The following is an 11,718-nucleotide window of genomic DNA, read 5'->3' on the forward strand; positions in this document are numbered from 1 at the left end:
CTGCGATGGTGCGGAACGGAGTAGTTGCCCTGCAGACACTTCCTGACGCATCCGCGAGTTATCCCCTGGTGGCATTTCTCAAAGCCGCAGGAATTCCTTGGGTTGTGGAAGGAGCCGGCGGCCAGCTGCACGATGCATTGGTGGCGACAGATGCATTGGTGGCGACAGATGCCGGTGTGACGACGGGTGCACCCCAGGTGAGTCCCGCCGTCGTGATTTATGGCAGTGTGCTGCACGCCGCCTCGGCTGACTTGATGCTGGGGACGTTCACATCCGGGATGTTGGCCGCGGCGGGATGTACTCCCGAATTTATGGGTCCCGCAGAGCCGCTTCAGGAGCCTTGGGATCCGGCCGTGCTGACTGCCAGGCTTCGGGAGAACATGCCCTGGGGGATTGAACTGGTGTCGGGTCACGGGTTCGCCGGGGCAGTCACTGCCTACCGCACGGAAGCAGGTGTGGTGGAGGCTTTCGATGTGTTGATTTCTGCCCCCGACGTTGATGCTCTTCCCGATCCTGCTGCCCTTGAGGCCGCTGCCGTGGGGGCGAACGCACAGGAAATCGGCCTGGAACTGCACTTCGGGGCTTCAGGGCTCAGCGTCCCTGCAGGCAGGGAGGCCTTGAAGGTGCCGCAGCTGCTGATACTAGGTCCGTCGCTGCACCGAAGCATTCCTGAGACTCTGATAATGCAGCCTGAAGGGATGGCAGCGGAAGTCCTTGGCCAGGCGCCCTTCCAGCACTTGGCCATTCGGTACCCCGCGGTTTCCGCGTGGGACGGTGGCATAGCCCGCGACACGCAGCAACGGATCCTCAACGCGGTGCAGGGCCAGTAGTTGGCCTAGGTGTAGCCGTCCACGATCGCTGCAGCGATTTCCTTGTAGGCCCGGCGGGTCCCGCCTGAGATCTTGTCCAACGAAATGCGGTCGCCGTCTGCCACGCCGCGGTCGTGAGGCACTGTAATGAGCTGCCGGCAGAAGCCGGCGAGGTGCTCTTCGATGGCACGCTTGTTGACACGGCTGGACACTTGGTCCTTGTCCGTGACCACCACAATGGCGTTCCGTGCCAGGTCCTCGTACCCGTGGTCGGCCAGCCATTGAAGCGTGTTGCGGGCACGCTTGGCGCCGCTCACTGCATAGCCGGACGCGATGACCAGGTTGGTTGCTTCGGGGAGAACGCCGGCCATGGCCGGGTGGGACACGCCCGTGCCGCAATCGGTGAGTGTCACCGAATAGTACTGGGAAACCAACTGCTTGATCTTGAGGTACTCAGCGGCCGTCAGGGCATCGGACAACGCCGGATCCTGCTCTCCTGCCACCAGGTGTAGCCGGTTGGCGTGGTGCATGTAATCGGTCAGCATGGTCAGGGACGTGATCTGGTCGATGTCCCGGACGATGTCCGTAATGGTGCGCGGCTTGACCTTTTGGTAGAGCATTTCTCCAAGTGCCCGCTCGGCCAGGTCACCGCTGTCAGGGTTTGCATCGATCGCGCACGGGTGGTCACCACGGTACTCGGCAAGGATCATGCCCACGCCCACCGTGGTGGATGTCTTGCCGATGCCACCCTTGAGGCTGAGGATCGCTGTGTTGAAGCTGCCGGAGAGCGGACGGGCGATCCGGCGTTCCAGCTCGGCCTCGTCCTGGTCCTTGGCGCTGGGGCCGAGGTTCACGAAACCACCCGTAGCCGAATACAGCACGCCCCTGAAGCCTGTGGTGGGGCGTGGCCTGTCCGGCCTCACGAATTGGGTTTCGAGGTGCGCGGAGCCGTAGCTTGCGTTTGCCTGGGCGGGGCCTGGGTTTGCCGGAACAGCGCTTGGGCTTGCCGGGCCGACGTCGGCTGATTCCGCGGTGGGCTGGGTCGATTCTGCAGCGGGGGAGTCCACGGCGCCCGGGAATCCTGCCACCGCCTCCGCGCGACCATCCGGATGCACGTGGAACCGGCCTTCCTGCCCCTTGGCATGGTCGATCGCATCCGCCAAAACCGGCGCTCCGGACGACTTGGCATAGTCCGCGAGTACCGCAATTGCAGCCGAGTAGGGATCAATCCCCTCGGGCGGAGAAATGGCTTCTCCGCCTACAGTTACCCTGCCGTCGGCAAACACTTCGACGCGTGTGGCCCCCAGTTCCATCGCTGTACCCTTCGATATTCCGCTATGCATCTTGGTGACGCTCCAACCAGTGATACTAGCCGGGGTAGGCAGGGCGGGTCATGTCACGTGTCCCGCGCAGATACATTCGGCTTGCTAGTTGGAACCAGTCAACGACGCATTCATGGTGGTAAGCCTGTTGTTCTCATCGAACGCAATGGTGGCCCGACCGTCGTCGAACGTTACTTCCACAGTGCCTGGAGACGGTTCCGTGACTGGCGTCTGCAGGCGGAAACGGGCGTAGCTTTCGACGGCGCGGCGGTGGTCCTCGATCATGCCGCCGGTCACAGCCTCCATGAGACGCATCTGAAAGGTAAGGGCGGAGGGCGGACCCAATTCCAAGTGGCCATTGTCGTAGGCGACCACGGCCATGGAGCCCCCGCCGATGTCGGACGTGAAGTGGTTGGCTTTGCCCGTGATCATCTTCACTGCGGTGGCGATTTTGAAGGCCACCAGGGTTGCTCCGGCCTTTTCAGCGCTGAGCCTGACTTCCTCATCCGCGTAGGCGGGAACGATGGCAGTGAAGGGAATCTCACCGTTGGTCAGTTCCTCAATTCCGTAATGCCGGCCGAACGCGACTACTTGGTCAAAGACTTCCTGTTGGGCAGGCGTCGCCGCGACATTCGGATTCGCCCATGCCCAAAGGAAACTCTTGGCACCTGGGGCAGAGGTTCCCACAAAAGCAGTGTGAAGGTGCTTCGAGCTTCTTCCGGGGAAGTGGAATTCAACACTTGCGAACTGGTCTTCGGTGTTCCAACGCTCGTATCCCCATTCCTCGAAACGGTCGCCCTGCATCTGGTGGGTTTCGAGGAAAAGGATGGCGCCGTCGTCGACGATGTCCTGGAAGGTCAGCTCAGTCATGAGACCCAGCCTAGGCACGGCGCCAGACAAAGAAGCAAGTCAATTCGGGGGGGTGTTGATAAGCCAGAGGGCGGCTCCAGAGACTAGTGCCGCCCAGTGGTCCTCGCCATCAAGGCCTGGAGGTCTTCGGCGACTTTGGCTACCTCGCGCTGACGTGACGTGCGGACAGGCTTTGATCCGTGCGTTGCCTGCCGGGCCGGCCGGTTGGTGGCACGGGTCTGGCGGTGGATTTGAGGATCACGAACAGGTGCGTCAACGGTGACGGTGCCCTGCAGGGGATCGTGGAAGAGAGGGAAGTTCATAGTCTCCGATCCTGACAGAAGAGCCAGGATGCCGATATGGACAGGTGCATACGGTAGCCGGGGGCTCCTGTGCAGATGTCCATCGATCGCCCCAAGTTCGGGCCGGCGGCGCCGAGCCTAGCCCCACAGCGCTTTCTTCAGCAGCGCCCTTAGCTGCGCGTTCTCATCCTCGCTAAGCGCCGCGAGTTGGGTTTGCTCGCACACTTCCAGCGCTGCCCGCGCCTTGTTGTGGATCCGTCGGCCCTCGGTTGTGGAGACGATGATCTTGGCTCGGCGGTCCTGCTTGCCTTGGGCTCGCTTCACCAGTCCGCGGTGTTCGAGGTCGTCGACAAGGCTGACCACTTGGCTGGGATCGAGGCTGAGGAAATCAGCGAGCTCACGTTGGGTGGGTTCCAACCCGCTGCACGCGAGTGTCAGCACGGAGAAAGACCGCTCCCGGAGGCCGTAATCAGCCAGGGCCTTGTTGTTCAGGAGTGAGCCTGTGGCATGCAGCTTGGCCAGCAACAGACCCACATCGCTGCCGATTTTTGCTCCGGCCAGGCGCGGGGTTTCCACTTCGGTGCTTTGCGGGCCCATGACAACTCCAATAGTAATGAAAAACAATCGTTGACTTTTTCAATGATCCGTATTCTCATTGATCATGACAAGGATCTCACGACGCAGTGGGATCGGCCTCACCGGCTCCAGCCGGTTACTGCATGCGAAGGAGCACGCCATGAGCTTGAACGGCAAGGTTGCAATCGTCACTGGAAGTGGACAGGGTCTTGGACTCGCTTACGCGAGGGAGCTCGCCCGCCAGGGTGCCGCCGTCGTGATCAACGACGTGAACGCTGGGACCGCCGCACAGGCTGTTGCACTGATTGAGGCCGACGGCGGCCGGGCCACCGCCGTGGTGGTTCCGGTGGGGAGCACGGATGCTGCGAAGGCTTTGGTGGCCGGCGCTGTTGCCGCGTTTGGCCGCTTGGACATTCTGGTGACGAACGCCGGGATCCTGCGGGACAAGAGCCTGCTGAAGATGACCGATGAGGACTTTGACCTGGTCATCAACGTGCACTTGAAGGGCACGTTCACGTGCGTCCGTGAGGCATTCGCATACTTCAAGGAAAACAACATCGCCGGCCGGATCATCACCATCGGTTCGCCGACCGGCCAGCGCGGCAACTTCGGGCAGACAAACTACGCTGCAGCAAAGGCCGGGATTGTGGGCATGGTTCGGACATGGGCGCTGGAGATGAAAAAGGCTGGAGTGACCGTCAACTCCGTGATCCCGGTGGCCGCTACGGCCATGACCAAGACTGTTCCGTACTTCCAGAAGGCTGTTGAGGCGGAGGAACGGGGTGAGGCGATGCCGTCCTTCTTCCGTCACGACCTCGGTTTTGGAACGGCCGACGATGTCGCCGGGCTGATCGCGTTCCTTGCCTCAGATGCGGCTGGCGGGATCACCGGCCAGGCGATCGGTGCCGGCGGTGACCGGCTGCAGGTTTGGACGCACCCGACGGCGGCGAGCACCGAATACCGTGAGGGCGGCTGGAGCTACGAGGCATTGAAGGAAAGCGCCGGATCACTGTTCGGTGCGGATGCTTTGCAAAGCTTCGGTGAGGACTTCCTGCCGCTTCCCGAGGACCTGCAGCCCGAACCGGCTAGGCCTGAAGCGGCTAAGCCGGAAGCAGCCCAGGCACGCTGATCATGGCCGACCCATACGAACTGGGCATCGATGCTTCCGCGCTCGATGCGATCGATATGCACGTCCACCTCGAAGTGGACAGCTGTGGTCATGGCTCACTACCTGAGGCCCTGACCGAGGCTTCGGCAAAGTATTTCAAAGCCGAAGATCGGACGCCGTCGCTGGACCGGATCGCCGAGGTGTACCGCGAGCTGAACATGGCCGCCGTCGTCTTCACTGTTGACGCCCGGACCCAGCTCAAGCACGAACCGAACAGCATTCCGGAACTGATTGCCGGGGCTGCGCGGAACAACGATGTGCTGATCCCGTTCGGCAGTGTGGATCCCCGCACGGGCGAGGAAGCGATCGCCGGGGCGAAGCACCAGGCCGTGGAGCTCGGTGCCCGTGGGTTCAAGTTCCACCCGTCGCTGCAGGGTTTCGACCCCTCCAACGAGACGTTCTATCCACTGTGGGAAACCCTCCAGGAACTGGGACTTCCGTGTATCTTCCACACAGGCCAGAACGGTATGGGTGCCGGTCTTCCGGGCGGATATGGGATCAAGCTGGCTTACTCAAACCCGTTGTTACTGGACGCCGTGGCCGCTGACTTCCCTGGGCTGCAGATCATCATGGCCCACCCTTCTGTACCGTGGCAGGACGAAGCGAACTCCATCGCGACGCACAAATCCAACGTCTTCATTGACCTGTCCGGATGGTCGCCCAAGTACTTCCCGGAGTCGCTGGTTCGTCTATCCAGTTCGGTGCTGCAGGACAAAGTGCTGTTCGGAACGGACTTCCCGCTGATCACGCCGCAGAAGTGGCTGGGTGCGTTCGCTGACCTGCCACTGAAGGACGAAGTGCGGCCCAAGATCCTCAAGGACAACGCCGTCCGGCTGCTCGGGCTGGGTGGTTGAAGTGACCACCACGGCGAGCGCGGCGGCCAGCGTGGATCAGCGACTGTACTCCGTAGCGGACTGGTACGACGCCGAAGCGCTGCTGACCACCGGGGAACGCCAAGTTCTTGGCCGGCTCCGGAACTTCCTTGACACCCAGGCGAAACCCTTGCTGGCCGAGTACTGGGAGCGTGGCGAGTTCCCGGAACAACTCGCTCAACCATTGATCGGCCTTGACCTGATGGAACCGGCTGATCTCACTGTCGAGGCACCCGCACGGGGGATTTACCACGGCTTCCGGATCTTCGAACTCGCCCGTACGGACGCGTCGTTGGCCACGTGGTACACAGCGCAGGCAGGGCTGTTCCGGACCGCGGTCCGGGTGGGGGCTTCCGAGGAGCAGCAAAAGGAGTGGATGCCCAAGGTCATCGATTTCTCGCTCAAGGGCGTCTTCTCACTGACTGAACCCGAGCACGGCTCGGACATCGCCGGCGGACTGTCCACCACCGCTCGCTTTGAAAAAGATTCCGACGGCGGCACTTGGGTTTTGGATGGCGCGAAGCGGTGGATCGGGGGTGCTTCCACAGCGGATGTGTTGTGTGTGTTCGCCCGGGAGGTCGCCGATGGCCAGGTCAAGGCGTTCCTCGTGGACCGAACTGCTGCCGGTGTCAGTCTGGAGAAAATCCAGGGGAAGACCTCGCTGCGGATGATGCAGAACGCCCACATCACGTTGAACAAAGTTCGGGTTCCCGAGGCCATGCGCCTGCACAACGTGGATTCCTTCAAGGACGTCGCCGCGATGCTGCGTGCGATGCGCTCGGACGTTGCGTGGATCGCCACCGGCATCCAAGCAGGCGCGTTCGAGGCTGCATTGGCTTACGTCAAAGAACGCCAGCAGTTCGGCCGGTCGCTGGGTTCCTTCCAATTGCTACAGGAAAAGCTGGCGCGGATGCTGGGAAACATCACCGCGTCACTCTCCCTGGTGGTTCGGCTCACCGAACAGCAGGGCTGGGGGATCTTTAGGGACCAGGATTCGGCCCTGGCCAAGATGCAGACCAGTCTGATGATGCGCGAAACCGTCGCCCTTGCCCGCGAAGTGGTAGGCGGTAACGGCATCACCCTGGCCGCCGACGTCGCGCGTTTCCATGCCGATGCGGAAGCCGTCTATTCCTACGAAGGCACCCACGAGATCAACGCCCTCATCATCGGCCGTGCCCTTACAGGCGAGAGCGCATTCACCCGCTAAACACCTGCTTTTCAGTCAACAACTACCAGGAGGCAAAGATGCCCAATCTCGTCGTCGATTTCGACACCCTGCTCACCATGTCCGGCAAGGACCTTGGCACCACCGATTACCGTGAGATCACCCAGCAACAGATCAACCTGTTCGCCGATGCCACGGATGACCAGCAGTGGATCCATACCGATCCCGAACGCGCCAAGGACGGCCCCTTTGGAGCCCCGATCGCACATGGCTTCCTCACCCTGTCCCTGATCATCCCGTTCTGGGGCGAGCTGTTCGACGTCGAAGGCGTGACCACCAAGGTCAACTACGGCCTGGACAAAGTCCGCTTCACCTCTCCTGTGAAAGTCGGCTCCAAAGTCCGTATGCAGGGCTCCATCGCCGAAGTCACTGAAGTCAAAGGCGGCGCCCAGATCAAGGTCAACGCCACCATCGAAATTGAAGGCCAGGAACGGCCGGCCGTCGTCGCCGAGTTCCTCGCCCGTTTCTACAAGTAGGAACCGTTTCTACAAGTAAAAATCAATCCCTTCCCTCCTCTCCCAAGGAACAGCCATGTCAGGACACACTGCGCTCGCACCGTCGAGCACGGCCGCTAAGCGCAAAGAGGCGCGCACGGTCATCATGTCCAGCTATCTGGGCAGCACCATAGAGTTCTACGACTTCCTGCTGTACGCAACGGCTGCAGCGGTTGCCTTCCCCAAGGTGTTTTTCGCCGGTACTGATGAGTGGGTGGGTGTAGTGGCCGCGTATGCCACGTTCGCTGCCGGCTATGTTGCCCGCCCTTTGGGTGGCATCATCTTCGGGCACTTCGGCGACAGAATCGGCCGCAAGGGCATGCTCATCATCTCCATGGCGATGATGGGTATTGCCTCCACGTTGATTGGCCTGATTCCTGGAGCCAGCGTCATCGGTCCTTGGGGTGCCGTGATTCTGGTGGTCCTGCGCGTCTGCCAGGGAATCGCCGTCGGCGGTGAATGGGGTGGGGCCGCACTCATGGCTTTGGAGCATTCGGATCCCAAGCGGCGCGGTTTCGCGGCGTCGTTCGTGAACGCCGGTGCCCCGACAGGCGCAGTTCTCGGCACCCTGGTCATGGGCATCTTCTCGGCCCTTCCCCAGGACGCGTTCTTGGCCTGGGGTTGGCGTGTGCCGTTCCTGTTGTCCTTCGTGCTCTTGATCGTGGGCATGTTCGTCAGGCTGCGGGTTTCCGAGAGCCCCATCTTCGCCGAAGCCGTCGCCAAGGAAAGCGCACAGGGTACCAAGCGCAAGATCCCGCTGCTGGAAGTGCTGAAGCGTCCCAAGGCGCTCATCATGATCATGTTTGCCGGTGCCGCCGGATTCGGCCTGCAGGTGGTGCTGCCCACGTTCTCAGTGACCTATGCAGTATCAAAGGGCGCACCCCAGCAAGGCGTGCTCTATGCCTTTGCAGGTGCCTCGGCCATCTCCATCCTGTTCGTCCTGCTGGGTGGCAGGCTCTCTGATCGCTTCGGACGCCGTCCCGTCATGGTCACCGGCCTGGCGTTGTTCATCCTTTACCTGTTCCCGATGTTCGGGATGCTCAGCTCCGGCAGCATCGCCTTGGTCTTCCTGGCCTTCACGGTGGCGCTGATCCTGCATTCTTCCCTTTACGGACCGCTGGCGGCGTTCGTTTCCGAGCAGTTCGGCACCACTAACCGCTATACCGGTGCTGCCGTTGGTTACCAGTTGGCGACCCTGATCGGTGCTGGTTTCACCCCCGGAATCGTTGCCGGACTCTACAAGGACGCCGGCCAGAGCATCGTCCCGGTGGTGGTGTTCCTGTCCGTCATGTCGCTGGTATCGATTGTCTTCATCCTGCTGACGCGGGAGTCTAAGAACAACGACCTCTCTACGGTCAGTTAGGAGAACGGCACCATGGACAACAACGGAGTTGGATCCTGGCTGCACCGGCGCCGGATCAAGTCCGGGACCAAAACGGCTGTCATTTCCGGTGGGAAGACTTTGAGCTACGCGAACCTTGCAGACAGGACCGCCCGTTTGGCCCACGCCCTTAGGGACAGGGGAGTGGCCAAGGGGGACAGAGTGGCTTACCTCGGCGAGAATCACCCATCTTTTGTGGAGACCTTCTTCGCCTGCGGACTGCTGGGCGCGATCTTCGTCCCGCTCAACACCCGGTTGGCGGCCCCTGAGCTGCAGTTTCAACTGCAGGACTCAGGCGCGCGGCTCATGGTCAGTTCAGCATCTTTGGAGGTTGCCGCCGCCGCATCCTCCCTCGACACAGAGATAACCCACCGTCTTGTGGTCGCGTCCGACGACGTTACTGAGGCGTCCGCTCTCAGGCTGCCATCCGGCGTCGAGCACTATGGCGAGGTGCTTGACCCCGCATCTGCGGCGCCGCTGGATGAAGCCGTAACGCTGGACGACGCCGCCATGATTCTCTACACCTCAGGGACCACCGGCAAGCCCAAGGGGGCGCTCCTTACGCACGGCAACATCACCTGGAACTGCATCAACACGGTGGTGGACATGGACCTGAACCGCAACGATGTGGCGCTCATGATTTCGCCGCTGTTCCACGTAGCGTCCCTGGACATGGGCCTGCTTCCGATGCTGCTCAAGGGCGCAACGGTGGTGCTTGAATCCAAGTTCGACGCTGGCCGCGTACTGGAACTGGTGGGGCAGCACAAGGTCACCACGCTCAACGGCGTCCCCACCACTTTTCAGATGCTCTGTGACCACCCCGGATGGTCGACGGCGGACCTCACGTCCCTGGATAAGCTCACCTGCGGCGGCTCCGCGGTTCCGCAGAGGGTACTGGACGCGTACGAGCAGCGCGGCATCGGATTCACCAGCTGCTACGGCATGACTGAAACCGCGCCCGGGGCCACCATGTTGCCGGTCTCCGCATCCAAGGAGAAGGCTGGGTCGGCCGGGCTTCCACACTTCTTTACGGACGTGCGGATAGCCGATCCACTGGGCGGCGTTGCCGGCCTCGGTGAGGTGGGCGAGATCCAAATCTCCGGACCCAACGTGATCAAGGAGTACTGGAACCGGCCAGAAGCCACGGGTGAAAGCTATTCCGATTCATCGTGGTTCCGCTCCGGCGACATGGGCTACCAGGATGACGAAGGTTTCCTGTTCGTCTCGGACCGCATGAAAGACATGATCATTTCCGGTGGCGAGAACATTTACCCGGCCGAGGTGGAGGCTGCCATTGCGGAGCTGCCCGCTGTGGGGAGCGTAGCCGTGATCGGAGTTGATGACGAGAAATGGGGAGAAGTGCCCCGGGCGATCGTCACTTTGCGGGACGGCGAATCCCTGACCGAGGAGCAACTGCGCTCGCATCTTGAGGGCCGGCTGGCGCGGTACAAGATTCCCAAGTCGGTGGTGTTCGTCGAGGAGATGCCGCGAACCGCCAGCGGGAAAATCCGGAAGACGGACCTTCGACAGCAATACGCCCGGTGAGGACCATTCCGCAGCCGCCCGCCTTGACGTTCCTTGCCACCTTGAGAGTCGACGTAGGCGAACCTATTGATGCCGGTATTACTCCGGAGGGACACCGGCGGATCGTGCCCATTATCGGGGGCACAGTAACCGGGCCACAGTTACAAGGGCGTGTAATGCCGGCGGGGGCTGACTACCAAATTCTCAGAAGTGCCGAACTCACGGAGCTGGATGCCAGGTACGCCCTGGAGCTCGATGGTGGAGCCGTGGTTTACGTGCATAACCTGGCTCTCCGCCGCGGGGCCGCGGAGGACATTGCCCGGCTTAATAGGGGAGAAGATGTGGACCCCGGACTGATCTACTTCCGGTGCACCCCGCGGTTTTCCACTGCCGCACCGGAGTGGGCCTGGCTGAATCACACGATCGCGGTGGGAACGGGGCGCCGCCGCCCGGATGCGGTGGAAATCGACGTCTTCACAGTCGGCTAGAGCAATGGAAGATGCTGTTCAGCGAACGAAATATTCCGTTACCAAGCTAAATCCGGGTTAATTTCCTCCATCGAACTGCCTAATTCGCTGTTGGGGCATTACGATAAGCACGACTCACTCTGAGTAAGACGCTTCGTCACAACTCACACCTAACCCGGGGGATATAAAAATGAGCACTTACCCGCAACAACCGCAACAGACCGAACAGTACGGCGCACAGACCGGCGAGCCGCCGCTGTGGGCCCCTTACTACGGTGCCCCGATTGGCGCCGCTGTAAAGCGTTTCTTCAAGAAGTACGCCGACTTCTCCGGCCGTGCGAGCCGTAGCGAATACTGGTGGTGGACCTTGGTTTCCGCCATCGTAACCACCATCCTCAACACCCTCGCAACAGTCGTCGGCTCAGCAGGAGCAACCGTCAGCGATTCCGGCGTTGTCACTCTCGGCGGCGGAGCCATTGCGTTCTACGTCATCCTCGGCATCTGGGGCCTGGCAACACTCGTCCCGTCCCTGGCGCTGCTGGTTCGCCGCCTGCATGATGGCAACTTCACTGGCTGGCTTGCCCTGCTTGTCCTGGTGCCGTTCCTTGGCGTCCTCGCAGTATTCGTCCTCTCGCTCCTGCCGTCCAACCCGGCCGGTCAGCGTTTCGACAAGCCCGCGGCTGCCTAGTCCTTCACGCATCAAAAAAAGGGGGTGGCACTTCCAGTGCC

The 11,718-nt window shown here is 61.6% G+C and carries 13 protein-coding genes; 9 read left to right on the forward strand and 4 right to left on the reverse strand.

Annotation, left to right across the window (positions count from 1 at the left end; all coding sequences use genetic code 11):
• The first annotated feature begins 5 nt into the window (after positions 1–5).
• Positions 6–830: a DUF6177 family protein gene (locus tag KCX59_RS05385; protein ID WP_179019960.1), complete on the forward strand. Its 825-nt coding sequence runs from the start codon at positions 6–8 to the stop codon at positions 828–830.
• 5 nt (positions 831–835) lie between these two features.
• On the opposite strand, the gene KCX59_RS05390 is transcribed toward KCX59_RS05385, so the two are convergent.
• The 4 genes from KCX59_RS05390 to KCX59_RS05405 all read right to left on the reverse strand — a co-directional run bounded on the left by KCX59_RS05390 (position 836) and on the right by KCX59_RS05405 (position 3,879).
• Positions 836–2,122: a MinD/ParA family ATP-binding protein gene (locus KCX59_RS05390; RefSeq protein WP_256871773.1), complete on the reverse strand. Its 1,287-nt coding sequence runs from the start codon at positions 2,120–2,122 to the stop codon at positions 836–838.
• A gap of 114 nt (positions 2,123–2,236) precedes the next feature.
• A complete protein-coding gene (locus KCX59_RS05395; protein ID WP_179019961.1) occupies positions 2,237–3,001 on the reverse strand; it encodes a DUF6882 domain-containing protein in 765 nt (254 codons plus the stop codon).
• An 83-nt stretch (positions 3,002–3,084) separates the two neighbouring features.
• Positions 3,085–3,303, reverse strand: coding sequence for a hypothetical protein (locus KCX59_RS05400; protein ID WP_091465642.1), 219 nt, complete (start codon positions 3,301–3,303; stop codon positions 3,085–3,087).
• Between the two features lie 117 nt (positions 3,304–3,420).
• Complete coding sequence (locus KCX59_RS05405) at positions 3,421–3,879, reverse strand: MarR family winged helix-turn-helix transcriptional regulator (RefSeq protein ID WP_178996166.1); 459 nt, start codon at positions 3,877–3,879, stop codon at positions 3,421–3,423.
• 139 nt (positions 3,880–4,018) lie between these two features.
• Here KCX59_RS05405 and KCX59_RS05410 point away from each other — a divergent pair, with 139 nt between their 5' ends.
• The 8 genes from KCX59_RS05410 (at position 4,019) to KCX59_RS05445 (ending at position 11,677) form a co-directional block, all read left to right on the forward strand.
• Complete coding sequence (locus KCX59_RS05410; protein ID WP_179019962.1) at positions 4,019–4,987, forward strand: SDR family NAD(P)-dependent oxidoreductase; 969 nt, start codon at positions 4,019–4,021, stop codon at positions 4,985–4,987.
• A gap of 2 nt (positions 4,988–4,989) precedes the next feature.
• Positions 4,990–5,880 carry an amidohydrolase family protein gene (locus KCX59_RS05415; RefSeq protein ID WP_179019963.1) on the forward strand — a complete coding sequence of 297 codons (891 nt, stop codon included), beginning with the start codon at positions 4,990–4,992 and terminating at the stop codon, positions 5,878–5,880.
• 1 nt (position 5,881) lies between these two features.
• Positions 5,882–7,105, forward strand: coding sequence for an acyl-CoA dehydrogenase family protein (locus KCX59_RS05420; protein ID WP_179019965.1), 1,224 nt, complete (start codon positions 5,882–5,884; stop codon positions 7,103–7,105).
• Positions 7,106–7,143: 38 nt separating this feature from the next.
• Positions 7,144–7,599, forward strand: a complete 456-nt coding sequence (locus KCX59_RS05425; RefSeq protein ID WP_178996173.1) for a MaoC family dehydratase — start codon at positions 7,144–7,146, stop codon at positions 7,597–7,599.
• A gap of 55 nt (positions 7,600–7,654) precedes the next feature.
• Complete coding sequence (locus tag KCX59_RS05430) at positions 7,655–8,980, forward strand: MFS transporter (protein WP_091465651.1); 1,326 nt, start codon at positions 7,655–7,657, stop codon at positions 8,978–8,980.
• Between the two features lie 12 nt (positions 8,981–8,992).
• Positions 8,993–10,543, forward strand: coding sequence for an o-succinylbenzoate--CoA ligase (gene menE, locus KCX59_RS05435; RefSeq protein WP_179019967.1), 1,551 nt, complete (start codon positions 8,993–8,995; stop codon positions 10,541–10,543).
• Complete coding sequence (locus tag KCX59_RS05440) at positions 10,540–11,010, forward strand: DUF3237 domain-containing protein (protein WP_179019969.1); 471 nt, start codon at positions 10,540–10,542, stop codon at positions 11,008–11,010. The genes menE and KCX59_RS05440 overlap by 4 nt, the downstream gene beginning before the upstream one ends.
• A 169-nt stretch (positions 11,011–11,179) precedes the next feature.
• Complete coding sequence (locus KCX59_RS05445; RefSeq protein WP_091465656.1) at positions 11,180–11,677, forward strand: DUF805 domain-containing protein; 498 nt, start codon at positions 11,180–11,182, stop codon at positions 11,675–11,677.
• The last annotated feature ends 41 nt before the right edge of the window (positions 11,678–11,718 follow it).

It is taken from the genome of Paenarthrobacter nitroguajacolicus (assembly GCF_051027655.1).
Lineage (GTDB): Bacteria > Actinomycetota > Actinomycetes > Actinomycetales > Micrococcaceae > Arthrobacter > Arthrobacter nitroguajacolicus.